General features: G+C 48.0%; 19 protein-coding genes. 15 read left to right on the top strand and 4 right to left on the bottom strand.

Going from position 1 to position 22,978, the window contains the following annotated elements:
- Positions 1–42 precede the first annotated feature (42 nt).
- Complete coding sequence (locus MKY97_RS15790; RefSeq protein WP_342556351.1) at positions 43–717, bottom strand: GntR family transcriptional regulator; 675 nt, start codon at positions 715–717, stop codon at positions 43–45.
- A gap of 277 nt (positions 718–994) precedes the next feature.
- On the opposite strand from MKY97_RS15790, the gene MKY97_RS15785 reads away from it, so the two are divergent.
- Both MKY97_RS15785 and MKY97_RS15780 read left to right on the top strand, forming a co-directional pair.
- Complete coding sequence (locus tag MKY97_RS15785; protein WP_342551308.1) at positions 995–1,297, top strand: metalloregulator ArsR/SmtB family transcription factor; 303 nt, start codon at positions 995–997, stop codon at positions 1,295–1,297.
- 151 nt (positions 1,298–1,448) lie between these two features.
- Complete coding sequence (locus tag MKY97_RS15780) at positions 1,449–2,849, top strand: aldehyde dehydrogenase (protein ID WP_342551307.1); 1,401 nt, start codon at positions 1,449–1,451, stop codon at positions 2,847–2,849.
- Positions 2,850–2,879: 30 nt separating this feature from the next.
- Here MKY97_RS15780 and MKY97_RS15775 read toward each other — a convergent pair whose 3' ends face one another.
- Entirely contained in the window at positions 2,880–3,791 is a 912-nt protein-coding gene (locus MKY97_RS15775) for an AraC family transcriptional regulator (protein ID WP_342551306.1), read from the bottom strand.
- Between the two features lie 213 nt (positions 3,792–4,004).
- Here MKY97_RS15775 and MKY97_RS15770 point away from each other — a divergent pair, with 213 nt between their 5' ends.
- The 9 genes from MKY97_RS15770 (at position 4,005) to MKY97_RS15730 (ending at position 14,751) form a co-directional block, all read left to right on the top strand.
- A complete protein-coding gene (locus MKY97_RS15770; RefSeq protein WP_342551305.1) occupies positions 4,005–6,185 on the top strand; it encodes a glycoside hydrolase family 52 protein in 2,181 nt (726 codons plus the stop codon).
- Positions 6,182–8,329 (top strand): alpha-glucuronidase family glycosyl hydrolase, encoded by a 2,148-nt coding sequence (locus MKY97_RS15765; RefSeq protein WP_342551304.1) that lies wholly within the window; start codon positions 6,182–6,184, stop codon positions 8,327–8,329. Before MKY97_RS15770 ends, MKY97_RS15765 begins: the two co-directional genes overlap by 4 nt.
- A 161-nt stretch (positions 8,330–8,490) precedes the next feature.
- On the top strand, positions 8,491–9,564 hold the full coding sequence (locus MKY97_RS15760) for an NAD(P)-dependent alcohol dehydrogenase (protein WP_342551303.1): 1,074 nt from the start codon (positions 8,491–8,493) through the stop codon (positions 9,562–9,564).
- Positions 9,565–9,757: 193 nt separating this feature from the next.
- Positions 9,758–10,024, top strand: a complete 267-nt coding sequence (locus MKY97_RS15755) for an HPr family phosphocarrier protein (RefSeq protein ID WP_342551302.1) — start codon at positions 9,758–9,760, stop codon at positions 10,022–10,024.
- A 144-nt stretch (positions 10,025–10,168) separates the two neighbouring features.
- Positions 10,169–10,420 carry a type B 50S ribosomal protein L31 gene (locus MKY97_RS15750; protein ID WP_090916418.1) on the top strand — a complete coding sequence of 84 codons (252 nt, stop codon included), beginning with the start codon at positions 10,169–10,171 and terminating at the stop codon, positions 10,418–10,420.
- Between the two features lie 164 nt (positions 10,421–10,584).
- Complete coding sequence (locus tag MKY97_RS15745; RefSeq protein WP_342551301.1) at positions 10,585–10,893, top strand: Dabb family protein; 309 nt, start codon at positions 10,585–10,587, stop codon at positions 10,891–10,893.
- Positions 10,894–11,011: 118 nt separating this feature from the next.
- Positions 11,012–11,773, top strand: a complete 762-nt coding sequence (locus tag MKY97_RS15740; protein ID WP_342551300.1) for an SDR family oxidoreductase — start codon at positions 11,012–11,014, stop codon at positions 11,771–11,773.
- A 289-nt stretch (positions 11,774–12,062) separates the two neighbouring features.
- A complete protein-coding gene (gene poxB, locus MKY97_RS15735) occupies positions 12,063–13,790 on the top strand; it encodes a ubiquinone-dependent pyruvate dehydrogenase (RefSeq protein ID WP_342551299.1) in 1,728 nt (575 codons plus the stop codon).
- A 205-nt stretch (positions 13,791–13,995) separates the two neighbouring features.
- Positions 13,996–14,751 carry a glucose 1-dehydrogenase gene (locus MKY97_RS15730; protein ID WP_342551298.1) on the top strand — a complete coding sequence of 252 codons (756 nt, stop codon included), beginning with the start codon at positions 13,996–13,998 and terminating at the stop codon, positions 14,749–14,751.
- Positions 14,752–14,947: 196 nt separating this feature from the next.
- Here the strand turns inward: MKY97_RS15730 and MKY97_RS15725 are convergent, their stop codons facing one another.
- Positions 14,948–15,298: a ribosomal protein L7/L12 gene (locus MKY97_RS15725; protein WP_342551297.1), complete on the bottom strand. Its 351-nt coding sequence runs from the start codon at positions 15,296–15,298 to the stop codon at positions 14,948–14,950.
- Positions 15,299–15,306: 8 nt separating this feature from the next.
- Complete coding sequence (locus MKY97_RS15720; RefSeq protein WP_342551296.1) at positions 15,307–16,506, bottom strand: cytochrome P450; 1,200 nt, start codon at positions 16,504–16,506, stop codon at positions 15,307–15,309.
- 201 nt (positions 16,507–16,707) lie between these two features.
- On the opposite strand from MKY97_RS15720, the gene MKY97_RS15715 reads away from it, so the two are divergent.
- From MKY97_RS15715 to MKY97_RS15700, 4 genes are all read left to right on the top strand, one after another.
- On the top strand, positions 16,708–17,685 hold the full coding sequence (locus MKY97_RS15715) for an aldo/keto reductase (protein WP_342551295.1): 978 nt from the start codon (positions 16,708–16,710) through the stop codon (positions 17,683–17,685).
- Positions 17,686–18,076: 391 nt separating this feature from the next.
- Positions 18,077–19,177 carry an AAA family ATPase gene (locus MKY97_RS15710; protein ID WP_342551294.1) on the top strand — a complete coding sequence of 367 codons (1,101 nt, stop codon included), beginning with the start codon at positions 18,077–18,079 and terminating at the stop codon, positions 19,175–19,177.
- The gene (locus tag MKY97_RS15705) at positions 19,165–21,693 is read left to right on the top strand and encodes a DUF5682 family protein (RefSeq protein WP_342551293.1); all 2,529 of its coding nucleotides are present in this window, start codon (positions 19,165–19,167) and stop codon (positions 21,691–21,693) included. Before MKY97_RS15710 ends, MKY97_RS15705 begins: the two co-directional genes overlap by 13 nt.
- Entirely contained in the window at positions 21,678–22,892 is a 1,215-nt protein-coding gene (locus tag MKY97_RS15700; RefSeq protein ID WP_342551292.1) for a VWA domain-containing protein, read from the top strand. The genes MKY97_RS15705 and MKY97_RS15700 overlap by 16 nt, the downstream gene beginning before the upstream one ends.
- The last annotated feature ends 86 nt before the right edge of the window (positions 22,893–22,978 follow it).

The following is a 22,978-nucleotide window of genomic DNA, read 5'->3' as shown; positions in this document are numbered from 1 at the left end:
AGCAGCAGCATGCCTTGTGATGCACAAGCAGTAAAGTACAGCTCATTGAAAATAAGAAGGATATGTATCCCGCAGCACAGCCAGGTCCGTCACAGTCAAGTGCAGATGCTCTTGAGCCAGACGTTCTGCTTGTTCCGCATCCTGCTGCTTAATCGCCTGGACCATTGATCTATGCTGCTCAATCAGGTGATCCCAATGATGGTCTGAGGATAGACGAAGCATACGGCTTCGATTCAAATGTACACTCATCTGCTCAATCACCGTCCAGGTTTTGCTTTTGTTACAGCCTGCAAAAAGAGTGCTATGGAACTCCTCATCCAGTTGAAACATACGCTCGTCATCCGGTTCGTTCTGACACTGCTGCTGGAGTGTGAGATTCTGTTCAAGGGCAGACATCTGCTCCGCCGGAAAGTGTTCACATGCCAGCCGAATGACTGCACGTTCAAGATGTTCTCTCATGAATCGGGCTTCCTCAACGAGATCAACTTGAATGAGAGAAACATACGTACCGCGCTGCGGGTACACTTCCAGCAAACCTTCTTGAGCCAGACGGACAAAGCTCTCGCGGACAGGTGTCCGGCTGACTTGGAAGTCCAGCGATATTTCTTTCTCCGAGATGGCTGTGCCCGGGGGCAGATCCAGACTCAAAATCTGTTTTTTCAGCGTGTCATATACAAGATCTCGCGTCGAGTAGGACTGTTTATTCAGCGCTGACAGATGACTGGTGATCGGCGGCAAAGCGGTTTTGGATGACAACTTCGGAATTTGATCCACAACTTCAACTCCTTCTCCGCCATACTACCATACAAGTATGGTAGATTGGAAGCGTTTTATTTTTTGATTGCATAATTATGTCGGAGAACTGCGCCTGGGAACTTGACTTGCGATTTAATCCGAATAGAAGTACAATTTGAATGATTACGTTCGTTTGTTTAAACATTTGGAATTATAGAATGCGATGCTGTAATCTCAGAATGATAATGGAGGTGTAATCATGAGTCAGAAGGCAATGACGATTTTTCAAACTTGTATTCCACTGTTTCAGGTGCTCAGCGATCCTCATCGTCAGTCCATAGTGCTGATGCTGAGCGAGAAGGGCAAAATGACTGTGAATGAAATAACGGAGAAGTCGAATCTGTCCCGACCGGCCATCTCCCATCATTTAAAGCTGCTGCTGGAAAAAGGATTAATCTCGGTGGAACAGAAGGGGACACAGCGTTATTATTCAGCTTCCCTGCATGCTTCCGTTGATCGATTGAAAGAACTTGTCGCTGCGCTTGAAGAGGAATGCCTGTAGGCCGCAATGCTTCAAGTTCAAATGTTCGATGAATCTTATAAAGAGATAGAACGGCTGTATTGAGAATCATAAACATGCCCAGGCATGTCCTCTATAGGTTCGTCAGTTTAAACGTTTCATCTATAAATCTAATCAAAGGAGCATACCCGTCATGAGTGAGTTTCAAGAACTAACTACAGAAGATGTGCAGGAAATTCTGGATAAACAAAAGAAGTTTTTTCGTTCAGGAACCACACGATCGGCAGAAACCAGAATTGAGAGGCTGACTCGGTTAAAAGAAGGTATACAGAAATATGAATCCAGACTGATCGAGGCCTTATATCTGGATTTAGGCAAAAGCGAATTTGAATCCTACACTACGGAGATTGGCTTTATGCTGGACAGCATTTCACACACCATTCGTAAAATCAAAAAGTGGGTGAAACCTGTGAAGGTCAAAACACAAGTGGCGCTGCTCGGCTCCAAAAGTTATATCATGCCAGAACCCTATGGCGTCGTTCTGATTATCGGGCCGTTCAATTATCCTTTCCAGCTTCTTATTGAACCGCTTGTCGGGGCGATTGCAGCAGGCAATACGGCGGTGCTCAAAGCATCCGAGAATACGCCAGCGGTATCTGCCGCTGTACGTGAGTTAATTGCTGAGGTGTTTGAACCGGAATATGTGCATGTAGTGGAAGGGGCGAAGGATACAACCACCGCGCTGATTCATGCGCCGTTTGACTATATTTTTTTCACGGGCAGTGTGCCGGTGGGGAAAATTGTGATGCAGGCCGCAGCCCGAAATCTCGTTCCTGTTACGCTGGAGCTCGGCGGAAAAAGTCCTGTCATCGTCGATGAACAGGCCGATATTCAAGTCGCGGCTGAACGGATTATCTGGGGTAAACTGCTCAACACGGGGCAGACCTGTATTGCACCTGACTATCTGCTCGTACATGAACGCGTGAAGCAGCCCTTGATTGAGGCGATGAAAGCTGCGATCGTCACCTTTTTCGGGACGGACATTCAGAAAAACAAGGATTACGGGCGTATCGTGAACCATTCACACTTCAAACGCCTGACCACTCTGATTGAGCGGGATCGAAATCAGGTCATCTATGGAGGGGCTTCTGATGAAGGAGACCGTTTTATTGAGCCGACACTGATTGATGCCGAGTCGTGGGACGCGGCTGCGATGGAAGACGAGATTTTTGGACCGATCCTGCCGATTATCAGTTATGGTCATCTGGATGAGGCTGTAAACGAAATCGTAAAACGTCCGAAGCCGCTTGCTTTGTATCTGTTCACTTCTGATCAAGCCGTTCAGGATAAAGTGTTAACCGAGGTTTCCTTTGGCGGGGGCTGTATTAATGATACGATTACACATGTAGCCAATCCGCGTCTGCCGTTTGGGGGTGTGGGTCATTCCGGTATTGGCTCGTATCATGGACGGTACAGCTTCGAAACGTTCTCTCATATGAAGAGTATTTTGAAAAAAAGTACCAAGCTTAACCCGCCCGTTTTGTACCCGCCTTACGAGAACAAGCTGAAGCTGATCAAACGTTTGCTGAAATAACGGTACAATGATAACAGCCTGCTGCTGGAATTACTCCAGAGCAGGCTGTTCCTGTCTATATTGCGAAGGGGACATACCGGACCAGCGCTTGAATTGACGGCTGAAATGGGCAATATCCTTGTAACCGAGCATAACCGCAATATTTTGTACCGAGAGCTGCGGATTCCCCAACAGAACTTTGGCTTCATGCAGCACCATTTGGGACAAAACCGCACGCGGAGACTGCCCAAACACCTGCTTGAACACGCGATTGCAGTGCGAAGGACTAATGCCCAGTTCAGCAGCGATATCGTCGATGCCATAGTGACTGTCGGATTCGTGTCCCTGCTTGAACTGCTGACTCATCAACCCCTGCAGCCGGGTACGAATCTGATGAGCCAGTTCAATCCGCTCGTATCCGTCTGTAAACGTTTGAGCTGCTTCCTGGGAGACCGTCTCCCACAAATGTCCGAACAGTTCGAATACCGCCGACTGCAGCTGCATGCGCTGCACCATCGCGCTGGCGGATTGGCCGTGTGAAGAGGACATCAGCTTATGCAGTATGGGCTCGATCTGCAGAGTGACCGGATTGTCTGCGCTGAACAGTATCTGTTTGATTCGAGCCAGCAGGGAAAGGAACAGCTGATCATCAATATCGAAATGCATACAGAAGTAGGTGAACCCCTGTCCGTTTCGGCTCTGGCTGGAATGTACGCTTCCCGGAGGAATCAGGAGCAGTTCGCCCGTATTTTGCACATATAAAGTACCGTTTATCGTCATATACTGAACACCCTCTGTTACATAATTAAGCTCATACTGAGGATGCTCGTGCGCGGGGTAGTCCCAATTCGCTCCTACACTGCGCAGATGAATGGCGAACAGATTGACGGTAGTCTGTACATCTGGATAAAAAATTTCATGTACGCTTTCTCCCAAATCGGGAGGTAAATAGGTGGAAGACATTCGAATTCCTCCTTCTGTCCATTCATGTTTGTAGGTCTTCAGAACAAATTCCTTCAATTATAAATAAAGTGTAACCGCTTTATATTCTACCATACTCCAGCTTGATTTGGGTAAATATCCGATTGATTTGTTCATGGTCTGGACGGGCAGTGCGTGATAGGATGGGGCTAATGAAAACGTATGCATATCTTAATCTGAGAGAGGTTATTAAAGATGAGTACATCCAAATCCATTTTTTACAATGCACATCACGCACCAATTGGTGCATTTGCCAGTTTCACGCTGGGTTACAAAGGTGCAAAAGGAGGGCTGGGTCTTGAACTTGGCAAGCCGGCGGACCAGAATGTATATATCGGATTACAGGCTCGGGATGGAGAGCACTATCAGGCACTTCCTTTTTACGAAGCAAGTGAAGATGAGAGCAGCCGTTATGATGTGGAGAAGCTGGAAAACGGAAATCAGGCATCAGATGCAGGTTCACAACCGCTGATCTCGGCATTTCGCGATGAAGACATTACGCGTGAGTTCACATCAGGTACAGATACGTGGAATGCAGGTGATCTGAAGTTTCGCATCTATTCACCGGTTCGTTCTGTTCCAGATCCAACAAGTGCAGATCGGGAAGCACTGATGGATGCCCTTGTACCCGCTGTATTGGTTGAAATGACCATCGATAACAGTCAAGGTAAGCAAACGCGGAAAGGTTATTTCGGTTATCAGGGCAGTGATCCATATGCTGCGATGCGTTTGATTGGCGGACCAGAAGGCGGCTCACTGACAGGGGTTGGACAAGGTCGTCTGACCGCGATTGTGTCCAAAAATGAAGGACTCTGGCCGGCGCGCGGATTCACGCTGGAGAAGATTCTGGAGGAAAAACACCGGGACAATCTGGCTTTTGGTTTGGGGTCTGCATCTGTACTGCTGATGGAAGTACCAGCAGGTGAGAAACGGACATTCCAATTCGCGGTATGTTTCTACCGGGGCGGCATTGTAACAACCGGAATGGACACCACGTATTGGTACACGCGATATTTTGCCGATATTCTGGAAGCGGGAGAGTACGCTCTGAACCGTTTTGACGCATTAACCGCATCCTGTGCCGAAGTAGATCAGCGCCTTGGAACAGCAGCGCTCAGCGAGGACCAGTCATTCATGCTGGCTCACTCCATTCACAGCTATTACGCGAGCACACAACTGCTCGAAGCCGATGGCGAACCGCTCTGGATTGTAAACGAAGGGGAGTACCGGATGATGAATACGCTGGATCTGACTGCAGACCAGCTGTACTTTGAGCTTGCTCTTAATCCATGGACAGTGCGCAACGAACTGGAGTGGTTTGTGAAGCGTTACAGCTATACGGATCAGGTTCGTTTTCCGGGAGAAGAGAAGCTGTACCCGGGCGGTATTACGTTTACGCATGACATGGGTATTGCCAACGTATTTTCCCGTCCAGGCCACTCTGCTTACGAACTCGTAGGTATCGATGACTGCTTCTCGCAGATGAGTCATGAAGAATTGGTAAACTGGCTCTGCTGCGCGACGGTATACATTGAACAAACGAAGGATCAGGCTTTCGTCAAAGAGATGCTGCCTATCATTCAACAATGCTTCGAAAGCATGCTTAACCGTGACCATCCTGAAGAGGATAAACGCAACGGCTTGATGGGGCTTGACAGCAGTCGTACACAGGGTGGTGCTGAGATTACTACCTATGACAGTCTGGACGTATCCCTCGGACAGTCCCGTAACAACATCTATCTTGCCGGTAAATGCTGGGCTGTATATGTTGCACTGGAAAAACTGTTTGCAGCAGAGAAGCTGGCTGATTTGTCACATCAGGCAGGAAAACAAGCAGATCGCTGCGCGGCCAGTGTTGCAGCTCAGTTGACAGACGGAGGCTACATTCCGGCTGTTATCGCAGAAAATAATGATTCACGTATCATTCCGGCTATCGAGGGTCTGGTATTCCCTTATTTTACGGGCTGTGAAGCCGCTCTGGATGTCAACGGCCGGTTCGGACCATATATGAAGGCGCTGCACACGCATCTGAAAACGGTCCTTGTTCCAGGAACATGTCTGTTTGAAGACGGTGGCTGGAAACTATCTTCCACAAGCAACAACTCCTGGCTGAGCAAAATTTACCTGTCCCAATTCATTACTCGTGAAATTCTGGGCCTGGAGTGGGACGAGACAGGAAAAGCAGCAGACGCAGCACATGTGAAATGGCTGCTTCACCCGGAGGAATCCTACTGGTGCTGGAGTGACCAGATCTTGTCCGGTGTGGCTGTGGGCAGCAAATATTATCCACGCGGCGTAACTTCAATACTGTGGCTGCTTGAGGGAAAAGGGAATCAACTGGCTGAAATATATGCAATTAAGGAGGCTGTACAATGAGTCAATCTACCATTCAATCTAGTCTGTCGGGTCCCCAATATGAAGCATGGCTTGGTTATCATGCTGCACTGCCAGGAGCGAACGGAGCTGCACGAAAGGCAGCTCCTCTCTGGAGCAAACGGATTGAGGTACAGGAACAGCACCAGGTCATTGAGACAGCACTTACCGAGCTCTCGCAAGGACTCGGTAAGTTATACGGTGTACAGCCTGCAATCTGGAATTCTCAAATTCAGAATGCTGAAGAGAATGAAGGCGGGCCAGCGATCCGCTTGGGCACGTGGGCAGGAAGTGACACTGCAGCCCATTCTTTCTCCGAGGCAGAACGTTCCGCGGTGCATGGCGAAGGTTTCATCATTCGTGAAGATGAATCACGCGGTGAACTGGTGATTGGTTCAGAAACGCCGCAAGGCGTCTTGTATGCTGTCTTCCATCTGCTTCGGGAGCTGACGCTGCAGCAGGGCGAAACGGTTATGGCGGATTCCACGATTCATGGGGAAGCAACGCGGATCGATATCACAGAACAGCCTGTGAATCAGCTGCGAATGATTAATCAGTGGGATAATGTGGACGGCAGTATCGAGCGGGGATATGCCGGACGTTCCATTTTTTACGATAACGGAGAGTTTACACAGGATATAGGACGAATTCGAGATTATGCACGGCTGCTGGCTTCAAGCGGCATTAATGCAATATCGATCAATAACGTGAATGTGCACAAGCAAGAGAGCTTGTTTCTGACAGAACGCTACCTGGATGATGTTGCAAAAGTAGCGGCTGCATTCAGAGCTTACGGTATTCGTTTATTCCTTAGTGCCAATTACGCCAGTCCAATTGAGGTTGGCGGACTGCAGACGGCCGACCCGCTTGATGAACAGGTGCGGGAATGGTGGAACATTCAGACAGCCAAAGTATATGCAGCGATCCCGGATTTCGGCGGATATCTGATCAAGGCTGATTCCGAAAATCGCCCGGGTCCGTTCACGTATAACCGTGATCATGCAGATGGTGCCAACATGTTAGCCGAAGCACTGCGTCCGTTTGGCGGATTAGTGATCTGGCGCTGTTTCGTTTACAACTGTAAACAGGATTGGCGTGATCGTTCCACAGACCGGGCACGTGCGGCTTATGATCACTTCAAACCGCTGGATGGACGGTTCGCGGATAACGTTATTCTGCAGATCAAAAATGGACCGATGGATTTCCAGGTAAGGGAAGCCGTGTCACCTCTGTTCGGGGCAATGGAGAATACGAACCAGGTGATTGAATTCCAGATTACACAGGAATATACGGGCCAGCAGCGTCATTTGGCTTATCTGGTGCCTCAGTGGAAGGAAATTTTGGATTTCGACACGTATGCCAAAGGCAAAGGCTCCGAAATCAAACGCATTGCAGACGGCTCACTCTATCAGCGGCCGTACAGTGGATTTGCCGCTGTGTCCAACATCGGTGCGGATGCCTGCTGGACAGGACATCCGCTTGCTCAAGCCAATCTTTACGGGTACGGCAGACTGGGATGGAATCCTGAACTTTCAGCAGAAGAGATTGCAGATGAGTGGGTAAGATTAACATTTGGACATGATGAGCAGGTTGTTCAGCGAATTACAGGTATGCTGCTGTCTTCACTGGATATTTACGAAAACTACACGGCTCCCCTTGGTGTCGGCTGGATGGTAAATCCGGATCATCATTACGGACCTAATGTGGACGGTTACGAGTATTCCAAATGGGGAACGTATCATTTTGCTGACTGTCACGGAATCGGGGTTGATCGGACGGTGAAGAGCGGAACAGGGTATACCTCACAGTATCACCCTGAGAATGCTGACCGATATGAGTCATTGGAGACGTGTCCTGACGAGTTAATACTCTTTTTCCATCACGTTCCATATACGCATGTCCTGCATTCAGGAAAGACCGTTATCCAGCATATCTACGATACTCACTTCGAAGGTGCTGCACAGGCTGAAGCATTAGCGGAGACATGGCGAGAACTGGAAGGTAAAATTGACCCGGTTATTTTTAACACGGTTGCTGCAAGGCAGGAGGAGCAGGCGGAACATGCCAAGGAATGGCGTGACATGATCAACACGTATTTCTACCGTAAGAGCGGAATACAGGATGAGCAGTCGCGCAGGATCTATTAGAACGAAACGAGTTCTTTTTAAGAAAGTTATTGGATCAATGGTCTCATCTGGGAAAATATTCAAGAAATATCTTGTGATGGATAACAATAATGTACAGAGTACGCAGCGTTTTCTTTAGAAGCCAAACACAGCACTGATCTGCACAAGGAGGAGAATGCCGTATGAATCAACAAGGGCTTGACCTGCCAGAATTGATGAAAGCTGCAGTCATGACAGAGCCAGGACATATCACTATTGAGGAACAGCCTGTTCCCAGACCTTCAGCCAATGAAGTACTCATAAAAGTGATGGCTGTAGGTGTCTGCGGTTCAGATATCCATTATTTCGAACATGGACGCATTGGCAGATTCGTTGTTGAGAAACCGATTATTCTGGGTCATGAATGCGCTGGTGTTATTGCAGCAGTAGGTAAAGACGTTTCACGTCTGAAACCGGGTGATCGGGTTGCGATTGAGCCTGGAGTGACATGCGGACACTGTGCCGCATGCAAAGAGGGCCGATACAATCTGTGTCCAGAGGTTCAGTTTCTGGCGACACCTCCGGTAGACGGAGCTTTTGTCCAGTACATGACGATCAGGGAAGATATGGCGTTCCCGATCCCGGATCATCTGACGTATGAGGAAGCAGCGATGAATGAACCGTTTTCTGTGGGTATTCATGCAGCACGCCGCAGTAAACTGGCTCCTGGTACAACGCTGGCGATCATGGGTATGGGACCCGTCGGACTGATGGCTGTAGCGGCAGCCAGGGCATTCGGCGTACAGACGATCATTGTTACGGATCTGGAGGAGGTTCGTTTGGAAGCTGCCCGTAAGATGGGCGCTGCACATACCATTAACGTACGGCATGAGGATGCAATGGAAGTGATTAAGGAAATCACTGGAGGCATCGGGGTGGATACAGCTTGGGAGACGGCTGGCAATCCGAAAGCGCTGCAGTCGGCTCTTTACTCGCTGCGCAGAGGTGGGAAACTTGCCATTGTAGGTTTGCCCGCACAGGATGAGATTGCTATCAATGTTCCGTTTATTGCGGATAATGAAGTGGATATCTACGGCATATTCCGTTATGCGAACACGTATCCGGCAGGGATTGCCTTTCTAGCCTCCGGGCAGCATGATGTTATGTCGTTGATCACAGATCGATATACGCTCGAGGAGACCCAGCAGGCTATGGAACGGGCGCTTCACAATAAAAGCGGCAGTCTGAAAGTGATGGTTTACCCGAACGGAATGTGAAAAATAATCAAAGGAAGTCCAGTACACTAATGTGTACTGGACTTTTTTGCTAATTCAAACGAAGTTTTTTTCTTTTTCACATAAAAGCCATGGACAAGCTGCCAGCACATGGTATAATTCATGTTGATTTTGTTATATAAATGAAAACACACCGTTAAAGGTGTATAGAACTCGGCGAAAGGAACTGAAGGTTGTGAGAACACATGAGTTTATGATTCACGCGGATTTTCATCGGGATGAGCTGTTGTCGGTATCTTCTCAGGCGTCACGTTTTTCCTCAGATATATTATTGTCTTATACGGAGTCTGAACACGAACATCGTGTAGATGTGAAGAGTCTTCTGGGCATGGCCCTGCTTCCGCTTCGGAATGGCGGTGTTGTCCGGTTACAGACAAGAGGAATGGATGAGCTTGAGGCGCTGGAATACATGCTTCATGTACTGGAGAAAGGCCCAGCGTAACGGATCAATCAGCTGCCCAATCGCATGGATTATAATTTTTTTGTCATTTCATTAAATCCTGCTGGTACTTCGTGCAAAAAAAGAGTATAATAAAATTTAGTTTGATTCTAGGGAGTACCCATATTAAAGGAGTGTAAATAGATTATGCCAAAAGTTGACATCCATCCTAAGACACAGCTCGTTATTTTCTACGATGCAAGTGCTGATTTCAAATTCCTTGCTTCTTCCACGAAGTTCTCCAACGAAACAATGGAATGGGAAGACGGTAACACTTACCCTGTTATTCGTGTAGACACCAGCTCTGCATCCCACCCGTTCTTCACTGGTAAACAAAGAAACGTGGACATCGGTGGACGTGTTGATAAGTTCAACCGTAAATACAACCTCAAAAACTAGTTTGTCCATAGATGACAGGAAAACCCCGGGAGATGATTCCCGGGGTTTTTTTGTGTCTCCACACAGCTGTATCGATTGAGTTCAGGCAGCCAATTATTGCGCTTTCAATAGATTCAGTTGTAAACTAGTACAGAGTCTGAACTTAGTGGAGGAGGAAACAGAAAATGAGCAGAATTACACATATGGTGACATTTACCCTTTATGCAGGCAAGGATACCGAGGAGGCCGAGGTTTTTTTGAAGGAAAGCAAGGAAGCGCTTGCGGTTATTCCGGGTGTTGAACATTTTCGAGTCCTGCGTCAAGTGAGTGCAAAGAACGAGTTTGATTACGGCTTTTCCATGGAATTTGCAGATCAGGAAGCGTATGATGCTTACAATGATCATCCCGTACACCGTCAGTATGTCGCAGAGCGCTGGGAGAAGGAAGTCAGCCGTTTTCAGGAAATCGATTTGATGGAACAACGTGCAAATTGATGATTGCAGGAGTCTGCAGAAATAGCATTAGGAAAGCATCTTCCTCTATCGTTTAATCGAAATCGTTTTCCGTGGAAGCTTCTAAACAGGTAGAATCCATAAGGAGGTGATCTCTGCAATGCAGCTGAATCTAACGGGGAAAACGGCATTAGTAACTGGAGCAACCGGACAATTGGGTAGAATCATTGCTCGTACACTTGCTGCTTGCGGCGCGAACCTGGCCCTTCATTACATAAACAATGAAACGAAGGCGAATGAACTGTTAGGCGAGATCGAAGCAATGGGGCGTCAGGCCGTCATTGTACAGGGTGACATTACCAAACAGGATACGGCATTTCGGATACGGGATGAAATCCAGAACAAGCTGGGTGGTGTAGACATTGTCGTTGCTAATGCAGTCATTCAATACGAATGGACCACTGTGCTGGAGCAGGCACCTGAGGACTATCTAAGTCAATTCGAATCCTGTGTGATGCAGAGTGTATATCTGGCCAAAGCTTTTATTCCGTATATGCAGCAGGTGAAGTCGGGTCGTTTTATCGGGATTAATACCGAGTGTGCGATGCAGAATTTTGCCCACCAATCGGCGTACAGTGCCGGAAAACGCGGTATGGATGGTGTCTACCGTGTTTTAGCCAAGGAGGTTGGCGCGTATCAGATTACGGTGAACCAGGTAGCTCCGGGTTGGACAATCAGTGAACGGGATCGAGCAGGTGAACCTGGGCAGGATGAAGCCTATACTCGGACCGTGCCATTACAGCGCAGAGGAGAGGATCAAGAAATCGCCAATGCGGTTGCGTTCTTGGCATCGGATCTGTCCTCCTTTATTACCGGAGCGTATATCCCTGTAAGCGGCGGAAATGTTATGCCAGCAATCTGAATTAGTCATAAGATATCGTATTTTTGATTTATCGGGATTCTCTGGAGCATGTAAAGTAGGATATAAAGCGCACCTTTATAAGATTATCCGTTTGCCTTCAAGGCAAACGGATTTTTTTGATTTTCTTTTTTTGATGTTCAATGAAATTATTGTATCGGTTGTCATCATCATATACTTGAAATGACATATGAGTTTGATTCGGTTTTCAAAAATTTGGGGTATAAGAATAGGTATATTCACGGGAAGGTAACCTAATCAAAATAACATATCGAAGGAGTGACTGTGCATCATGAAAAAAACGATTGCAGATGTTCTTGTTGAAGCTTTGCTCAATGCAGGTATACACAGGATATACGGCATAGTTGGAGACTCTTTAAATGCAGTCCTCGACTCCATACGCAAGTCGGGCAAGATAGAATGGATTCATGTACGGCATGAAGAAGTGGCTGCTTTTGCTGCTGGTGCAGACGCTCAAGTCAGCGGCAGCTTAGCCGTGTGTGCAGGCAGCAGCGGGCCGGGTAATATGCATTTGATCAACGGACTATATGACTGCCACCGCAATCGAGTGCCGGTACTCGCCATTGCTGCTCATATTCCGAGTGACGAGATCGGCAGCGATTATTTTCAAGCGACTCATCCAGAGTATCTGTTTCAGGAATGCAGTCATTATTGCGAAGTGATTACAACCGCCAAACAGATGCCGCGTTCGCTCACCATGGCAATGCAGACAGCGGTTGCCCGTTCCGGTGTGTCTGTCATTGTGCTGCCAGGTGATGTTGCCGGGCTTGAAGCTGCTGATCTGCCTGTTCCTGAACATGTGTACCACGCACCACATCCGATCGTACATCCTTCTGAGCCTGAACTCGCCAAGCTCGCTTCATATTTGAATCAGGATAAAAAGATTACACTTCTCTGCGGAGCCGGGTGTGCCGGGGCACGTGAACCGCTGCTGGAGCTGTGTGACCGGCTGAAATCCCCTATGGTTATAGCCCTTCGTGGCAAAGAGTACCTGGAATACGACAATCCGTATTCGGTGGGACTAACAGGGCTGATCGGATATTCCTCGGGATACCATGCCATGATGGATTGTGATGTACTGCTCATGCTCGGAACAGACTTCCCGTATCGCCAGTTTTACCCGGAAGATGCCACAGTACTTCAGGTGGATATTCAAACCTCACATCTGGGCCGGCGTACGAAGCTGGATTATGGTGTGTGCGGAGACGTCAAGGCAACGCTCGAAGCCCTGCTTCCCTACCTGACGACGGAACATAGTGATAAACATCTGCGCAAAAGTGTGAAACACTACGCCAAGGTTCGTGAGGATCTGGACGAGCTGGCCGTAGGCAAACCAGGCAAAAAACCGATTCATCCACAGTATTTGACCAAAGTGATCAGTGATGCTGCTGCAGAAAATGCAATCTTTACCTGTGACGTGGGTACCCCTACCGTATGGGCAGCTCGTTATATTGAAATGAGCCGTAATCGCAGATTACTGGGTTCATTCAATCACGGAACAATGGCAAATGCACTGCCGCAGGCGATCGGCGCTCAGGTTGCTGAACCTGGAAGGCAGGTCATCTCCTTATCAGGTGATGGCGGTTTAGCGATGCTGATGGGTGATCTGCTCACGCTGAAACAGCATAACCTTCCAGTAAAAGTGGTTGTATTTAACAATGGCGCACTCAGTTTTGTGGAACTGGAGATGAAAGCAGCCGGATTCCTCGAATCCGGTACGGAACTTGTGAATCCCAACTTTGCGATGGTTGCTCAGGCGATGGGCATTGAGGGAATCCGTGTGGAAGACCCTGCAGAGCTTGAAGGGGCAGTTGATCGTGCGCTGCAGCACAATGGGCCGGTCCTGATCGACGTGGTGGTCAATCGCCAAGAGCTGTCGCTGCCTCCGAAGATTAATATAAAACAAGCTGAGGGTTTTACGTTATGGATGATGAAAGCTGTTCTGAACGGACGCGGTGATGAATTGATTGAGCTTGCCAAAACGAACCTGCTTCGATAGGGCATGGGTAACCGTGATAGATGCAGGAAGGATTCAAAAAACGAAATAGATTCAAAGGATTGGGTTTGTTTTCAAACCGAATGTTACTTAGAATAGGTAAAGTCAGGAAGGTATCCTTCCTGGCTTATATCATTTCATACATGTGAAGCCGAGCAAATGAATGAATTGGTACAAGCACACATGACACATATCGGAGGAGATCATCATGAGTCACACAGGAAAAGTAGCGATCATTACGGGAGCAGGCAGTGGATTAGGTCAGGCTGCAGCGCTGAAGCTTGCGAAGCAGGGCGCTTCAATCGTTGTCGTTGATCTAATCGAGGAAACAGGGCTTGAGACGGTGAAACAGATTGAGCAGCTGGGAAGTAAAGCTATTTTTGTCCAGGCAGACGTAAGTAAGGCCGACGAAGTCGAGAATTATGTGAAAAAGACAATTGAAGAGTTTGGCCGGATTGATCTGTTCTTTAACAACGCGGGGATCGCCGGACCGGGAATCAAATTGATTGAACATACCATTGAGCAGTTTGATCAGATTATCGACATTAATCTGAGAAGTGTGTTCTACGGACTAAAATATGTCATCACTGAAATGCTCAAAACAGGCGGAGGCGCTATTATAAATACGGCTTCTACAGCAGGTATCGTGGGTGTACCGGCGGTTGCGCCTTATGCGGCAACCAAACACGGCGTTGTTGGTTTGACCCGCACAGCAGCAATTGAATATGGCAAGGATAACATTCGTGTCAACGCTATAGCCCCAGGTACTATAGAGACACCGATGGTTGTTCAGTTTGGCAAAGACAATCCGGAAGTATTCCAGGCTACGGTAGACAGCATTCCATCGGGGCGTCTGGGCAAACCGGAAGAGATCGCGAATCTGGTGTCCTTTTTGCTTGGAGATGAGGCTCCGTACATTAATGGCGCTGTATATCCGATTGATGGTGCAGTGACGGCACAATAAGGATTTATAAAATACACATATGGTTGATTAAGAAATAAGAAGAGGGGCTGTGCGGTGTATTTCGCTGCAGGTCCCTTTTTTGCATTGGATACAGTCCAGCCTGTCATACTGCCGATTGTGAGAAAGGCGTTAACAGTCTCTTTATCATCACAAAAAAACGAGCCGCTAGAATCGTTTCCAGGGCTCGTTTGGCCTACTATTTGTCCAGTGCATCCACCTGATCCTTGGCTTCTTTTAAAGAGAGGCCGCGGGCTTCACGCAATGTTTTGATCGCTTTAATTTTGTTCCCGCTGCGTACCATGGTAAGCAGTTCCTGCTCTAACTCACGATCCATTGTAGGATGAGACATCGTGCTGCTATCAGAAGAAGGGAAGAAGGATACAGCATCTGGTGCAGAAGAGGTGCTGTTTACACCAAAACGATGGGTATCGCCGGATGAACCGTACCGAAGCCCCTCCACCTCTGTCTTCAATTCATCTACCTGACGCTGCAGACTCCCTAGCTTGGACCATAATAATGGAGTGATGAGCAGCAGAACAACGAGCAAGAAGCCGCTCATTTCAGCTGTACCGGGAGTTCTTGGACGCCGCGTACGACCATGCCCGGTCTCCATTCCAAGGTGTCGACATCCTTTTGCAGTCTAATGTTGGGGAAACGCTTTAACAGCGTGCTGACTGCAATCTCTCCTTCAAGACGGGCCAGCGGTGCACCAAGACAGAGATGAATGCCTTTGCCAAAAGCTAAATGTGCGCTTTTCTCACGTGTAATATCAAACACGTCCGCGTCTTGGAACTGCTCTTCATCCCGATTGGCTGCATCCAGCGCAACGATCACAAGGTCTCCCTTGGCGATCTGCTGTCCGCGGAATTCAATATCCTCGGAAGCCCAGCGAGAAGTGCTGAATTCCACCGGCCCGTTATACCGCAGCATCTCTTCAATAGCTTGATGAATCAGCTCAGGCTGCTGAACTAACAAGTCCCGCTGTTCCGGATGTTCCAGTAGGGCCAGAATACCGTTACCTATAAGATTTACAGTCGTTTCATGTCCGGCAATAATAAGTAGAGAAACAACGCCAAGAAGTTCTCTTTCGGTTAACTGGTCACCGGATTCTTCGGCAATGACAAGCTGGCTGATGAGATCCTGTCCGGGTTCTTTTCGCACTTTGGCGAACCAAGCGGTCAGATACTCGGTGAACTCCCGTTCATGCTGCTCAAACAGTTCGACACTCTTGGTCGTGGATGCATCGATGACGGTGTTCGACCACATCCGGAATTTGTCACGATCCTCCACCGGAACACCTAAAATTTCACTGATGACAATAATAGGGAGCGGAAAGGCAAAGTCATCAATCAGATTCATTGTGTCCTGTGAAGGTAGATTGTCCAGGAGATCATCCGCGATATTCTGGATATGGCTTCTCATATCTGCGACTAGTTTAGGCGTAAAAGCCTTCTGTACCAAACCCCGCAAACGACGGTGATCCGGCGGATCGGAGAACAGCATGTTGCTGGAGAAAATACTCTGATTGCCCGCTCCGTATCGTTTGACCATGTCTTTGCTGAAGCGGTTATCTTTTAAGATTTGAACCGCGTCCTCATACTTGGATATCATCCAGCCAAACTCACCGTTAGGGAACATGACCTTGAAGACGGGATGCTCTTTTCTTAATTTTTCATAGACGGGATAGGGGTTGTGAGTAAAGGATGCCGTAAAAATACTGGAGCTTGAAGTGTCATTGGATTCATTCGGATTCAAATGTGTAATCTCCTCTCCTATGGCTTGATCGTATTTTACCCTCTTTTTAGGTGATAAGCAAAGAATGGAAATTGGATTCACGGTCCTAAAACCCGATTGCTGCAGGAATACAGGCAGGACTTCCAGAAAAGAAAAGAGTGAATCAAGATGAATGAAGAATACGCTTTCAAATTGAAAAATGAAAAAGAGGTGAGGACGGTTATGTCTTATAGACAGTTACCTTTGCATGATCATCAGATTCCGACAAGCCCTATGGTCCTGGGTTGTATGCGCTTTGGAGGGGACTGGGACGGTCAGCCCATTACAGATGATTTGGTGGTCGAAGGTCGGCAGGCGGTAGAAGCCGCGCTGGAGATCGGTATTCGTCACTTCGATCTTGCAGACATCTATACACGCGGTAAAGCTGAGCATGTATTCGGGCGGGTACTGTCCGATATCCAAGGACTTCGTGAACAGATCATCATTCAGTCGAAATGCGGAATCCGGCTGGCAGGAGATGACGAAGGTCCACAGCGCTATGATACTTCAGGTGCACATATTATCGAGAGTGTGGATGGTATTTTATCCCGGCTGGGCATCGATTATCTTGATATTCTGCTGCTGCATCGTCCTGATCCGCTTGCCCATCCGCAGGAGATTGGAGAAGCGCTGGCGAAACTGCATCAGGATGGAAAAGTAAGACATTTTGGCGTATCCAACATGGGCGCCGAACAAATTCGCCTGCTTCAAATGTACAGCCGCGTACCGTTTATCGTTAATCAGCTGGAGATGAGCCTGGATAAGATCGGTTTTGTTGAAGCAGGAGTAACGGTGAACCGCGCGCAGGCAAAAGAGAATGTGTTTCCTTATGGAACGATGGAATACTGTCAGGCAGAGCATATCCAGCTGCAGGCCTGGGGTCCTCTTGCTCAGGGAAGGTTCACAGGGCGCGTTGTCGAAGGCCAGCGGCCCGAGATTAAACCAACGGCAGATTTGGTGGCCCGCATAGCCAAAGAACGTGGTGTAACACCAGAAGCGATCGTACTGGCTTGGCTTATGAAACATCCTGCAGGCATTCAGCCCGTGATTGGTTCCATTCGTCCGGAACGGATTCTGGCCTGTCGCGATGCGGCTCAGGTGGAGCTGACGCGATATGAATGGTACGAGCTCTATTCCTCTTCGTGCGGACGCAGAATGTAATTGAATTCAGAAGATGAAGCACGGGCTCCCAGGAGCCTGTGCAATTTGCAATTTTTTTATGTAGGTGTGATTAAAGCCTATAGTGTATTGTTTATTGACTTGTAGTGTCTTTTCTCTGCAATCGTGCAGCTGGTAACATACTTAGATAGATACATATGCCTAAGATGAATACGTTGTAACGGGTGAAAAAATCACATGATTTGATATGAAGAGCGGATAGAAAATTCATGTTTGTGCGGCTGTGTAAGTCCTTGGACTTAGATAGAAGTGCAGATAAGAAGGACGTTTCAACCATTTTTGCTCGTTTTTTGGCTGAGTGGATGAAGGCTATGATAAAATAAGAGAAATAGGAACATACGATCTGTTTATACGAGAGGAGACATCGTCAATAATGGAGATGCTTAAACCGCCAGCCGAGACATTATACGAGGCCGAATTACGGGCGTTACAGCAGGAGGATCAGGGTCATCGGCCGCCTAACTGGCTGTTATCTCCAGCCTATGTGCGGGATTTTATTATTGGACGGGAGCAGCCAGCGATGCTGGATGGAGAGAAAATCAACATTACGCGTAAATTTTATGGAAATGATGTGTTAATTGAGCGTGCGGTTGTTACCCTGGCAGGGAATCGCGGGTTAATGCTGGTAGGAGAGCCGGGTACGGCCAAAACGATGCTTAGTGAGCTGCTGACAGCTGCGATCTCCGGAACGAGCCTGAATACGATACAAGGGACGGCTGGAACCACCGAAGATATGATTAAGTACTCCTGGAATTATGCCATGCTTCTGGACAAAGGTCCATCGGAAGCGGCTCTTGTGCCTTCTCCTTTATATAATGGGATGAAAAAAGGCATCCTCACCCGCTTTGAGGAGATTACGCGATGTCCGGCCGAAGCACAGGACAGCTTGATCAGTATACTTAGCGATAAGGTCATGAGTATTCCGGAACTCGACGGAGGTGTACTTTTTGCCAAACCAGGTTTCAATGTTATTGCTACCGCGAACATACGGGACAAAGGTGTGAATGAAATGAGCGGGGCGCTCAAACGCCGCTTTAATTTTGAAACGATCAAGCCGATCCAAAATGTGAAGATGGAAGCCAAAATCATTGAATCCCAGGCGAGAAACCTGTTATTACATAGTGGAATTGATATTGAAATACAAACCGACGTTGTGGAGTTACTTGCAACGACGTTTATGGAACTGCGTACAGGGATGTCACGTGAAGGTTATAAGCTGGATACACCGCAAGCGTCCATGAGTACTGCAGAGGCGGTATCCGTATATGTGCAGAGTGCGATGACATCTCATTACTACGAAGGGAAATCCATTGCGCTGGATCGTTTGGTGCAAAATATGCTGGGAACGATTGCAAAGGAAAATGACAAGGATCTAAGCATTCTCAAAAACTATTTTTCCAAAATTGTGAAAGCTCGCTCCGCGGAAGAGGAGATCTGGAAACATTATTATGAGGAAAGAAAATGGATCGGTTAGGTCAGGTACAGTCTGCTGACGCTGACGGTTTATTGGATGCTGCGGATTTAAGTCAACTGCAATCTCTGTTTGAGGCGTGTGTGTACAATCTGAATCAACGAACGGTTTATTTTCCAATACGGCATCACAGTCCAGCCTGTGCTCATCATCTGCTGCGTGCAATCGGAGAGTACCAACCCGATATCATTCTGATTGAAGGGCCGGAAAGCGGCAACCCCCTGATTTCCGTATTAACGGATGAAGCCACCCTTCCCCCGGTCAGTCTGTATTATACCTATGAGGATGAGCATGGAAGAGAAGCCTGTTATTATCCGATGCTTCGATATTCACCTGAGTATGTCGCGCTAAAAGAGGCTCACCGACTTGGTATCCCGGCACAGTTTATTGATTTGGATTATCGGCATGTTTCAAGAAGCAATGAAAGCTTGGTGGAAACGAAGCCGAAAGAAATCTCCATCCAGGACGAAACGCTGCTTGCCGGATCAGACTTCATTAACCGATTATGCGAGAAAACAAACTGCCGCAGTTTTGATGAGTTGTGGGAAAAGGTGTTTGAGATCGGGGGTCTGGAGAAGTCAACGTATGAATTTGTACGGGATGTGTTCACCTATTGTACGTTATCCAGAATGTGTTACACGCCCAGCCGTTTGATCGAAAATGGTGATTTGTTAAGGGAATCACATATGATGAAACGGATTAAGGAAGCCGAGGAGCAATATCAGCGTGTGCTTGTTATAACCGGAGGTTTCCATACGTATGGTTTAGTGACTGCGATAAGGCAGGAAGAGGAAGATCAGCTGAAAGTACGTACGGAGTCCAAGAAGAACATCGCTAGGGTCAACTCGTTGGAGAAGTCCGATCTACCTCCTGCCGAAGCAAAAATGAGCAGGTCAACCCGGAAGGCTGCCACAGATACAGCAGATGTACATCAGCAGATGTATCCAATGGTCTATACGTTTGCCGAAGCCGACCGTCTGAATGGTTATGCAAGCGGTATGCCTTATGTGTATTTTTACGATCAAATCTGGGGTCAGCTGCTTCGTTCCCCAAGTTCTCCTTATCGTGTAACTACGCTGCAGGTATTATCCAAGCTGATGCGCAGGCTGCGGGATAGCGAAGAACATGTATCTACGAGTGATGCGATCGAAGCTTACAGCATGATCCAAGGTCTGGCACAGCTGAGAGGCAAGCGGGAAGGCGGAGTCTATGAACTGATGGATGCGGCACGCTCCTCCTTTATCAAAGGGGAACTGACACTGGCCACGGACAAGCCGCTGCAGGAACTGCAGCTTCTGTTAACCGGGGATGCCATCGGAAGCGTTGCGCCTAATGCCTTTCATATTCCAATCGTGGAGGACTTTAAAGCGCGCTGTACAGCGTTCAAACTTCAGATTCGTACGACAGGACAGCATAAAAAGGTGCTGGACCTCTACGCCAAACCGGAACACCGGCTGCTCAGTCAGCTGTTCCAATGTATTTCTTATCTCGTTCCCGAATTTGCGAAACGTCAGGCAGGGCCGGACTGGATTGCACAGCGTGACATGAATCTGGTTCGAGAAACGTGGGAGTACATGTACTCCTCACGCATTGAAGCGCGATTAATTGAAAATTCTCTATATGGCGGTACGCTTGCAGGAGCCGCTGCTCGCAAAATGGAAGAGCAGATGCAGGACATACCGGACCATCACAGCGGTGAACTTGCCAGTTTGATGCTGCGGGCACTGTTAATGGGTCTTCAGGAGACGGCCTTGCATTTGTACGACAAAGTTCGGGCTGCCCTGCGGACAGATGGTCATTTCTTGTCCTTGTGCAGCAGCTTAACGATTCTGAACCGGATTCATCAGCACCGCAGACTGCTCGGTTTATCGGATGATCCGCATCTTTCGGACCTGGTGTCAGAAGCTTACAGTAATGCGGTGGACAAGCTGCAGCAGCTGTCCAGAACCAATGCGGATGAGCATGAGGGCATTATTCAGGGATTGAAGCTGCTGGCTATGCTGGCCGATTCATCGGAAGAGCGATTCCAGGATACGGCATTTCGGACCCATCTGGATGAACTTCTGTCCGATTCGAAACTTCCTGCCCAGCTTGAAGGTGTCTGTATCGCTATTGCCTCAGGACTTGGAGATCGATCCCGGGACGAGATTGTGGAGCGTGCCAGAGGGTATATCCGCGGTACGCCTGAACAGACCCGTCAGACGGCTTTATTTTTACAGGGCGTATTTACGGCAGCACGGGATGCTTTCTTATATGAAGATGAACTGCTCTACGAGCTTAACAGCCTAATAGAACAGTTATCCTATGATGATTTTATTGCAATGATTCCGGAGCTGCGCCTCGCTTTTACTTATTTTACGCCGATGGAAACAAGTCTAATTGCCGAACGTGCAGCCAAGCTTCATCAGGTGAAGCCGGATGAGATGGCGATTCCTGCACTGGACGAGCAGCTGCTCATAAAGTACAGAACGCAGGATGAGGCGCTTCGAAAGGAGTTTGCGGCATGGAAGCTAATATGAATGAAACATTGAATGAAACCCGACAGGGGCCGGACGAAACGCAGACAGAACTGTCATCACCGGAAAAACGAAGTGCTGCGGAAACATTGAATCGGTGGCGCCTGATTCTTGGTGAAGCTGCCGAAGAAGGCTTAAGTGAAGCCGATCAGTACCAGTCAGACGAGTTTCAGTATAAGGAACTGGATGAGATTCTGGGTTATCTGTACAACCGTGAGTACGGAGAGGAGCAGGGATATCGAAAAGAAGGCGGCCGCGGTCCATCCGAGCTTACCGTTCCCAATTGGCTGCACAAGGTCCGTGATCTTTTTCCAAAATCAACCGTTGAAATTCTGGAGAAACAGGCGCTGGATCGCTACGGACTGACAGAGCTGTTAACTGATAAAAAGCTGCTGGAGTCTCTTGAGCCCAATATGAATCTTCTCAAAAATATTATGCAGTTCAAAGGGCGAATGAAAGGAGACGTGCTCCGAAGTGCCAAGGATATTGTACGAACGGTGGTTGAGGATTTGCGCAGGAAGCTGGAGTCTCACGCCCGGGCCAGCATTATGGGAAAACGCAGTCGGTACGCATCCAGTTCGGTGCGCTCGCTGCGCAGCCTGAACTTTAAACGTACGATTACCCGCAATCTGAAAAATTATGATAAACAGAAACGAAGGTTTGTCATTGATCGACTTTATTTTGACGGGAACATACAGCAGCACAACAAGTGGAACATCATCATCGGTGTGGATGAGAGCGGCAGCATGATGGATTCGGTGATCTACAGTTCCGTTATGGCGAGTATTTTTTACCGTTTGAACGCGCTGCGGACGAAATTATTCATTTTTGACACCAAGGTTGTAGATTTGAGCGATCGGTTGGAAGACCCCGTAGATGTGCTGATGAATGTGCAGCTCGGCGGAGGAACGCATATTGCCAAAGCGCTGCGTTATGGAGAGACACTGATTGAGAATCCGGGCAAAACGATCTATATTCTGGTCAGCGATCTGGAAGAAGGTTATCCGATCAATCAGATGTATCAAGCATGCAGGGATATTCTTGATGCGGGATGCAGGCTGCTGGTGCTCACGGCCCTCGATTTCAACGGAGATTCGGTGTATAACAAACATGCTGCGCAGACGCTGGCCAACATGGGGGCACACGTAGCCGCAATTACGCCTAACGAGCTTGCCGAATGGATTGGAGAAATTATTACCTGAATTTACTTTATTCATTGAGAAATATCAGATTAAAGGGTAGAGATTGAAGGCTGGATGTCCAAACGTTATTTTGACGTTACTTAGAG

This window comes from Paenibacillus sp. FSL R7-0652 (genome assembly GCF_038595045.1).
Classification (GTDB): domain Bacteria; phylum Bacillota; class Bacilli; order Paenibacillales; family Paenibacillaceae; genus Paenibacillus.
This window is presented reverse-complemented; position numbering and strand designations above follow the sequence as displayed.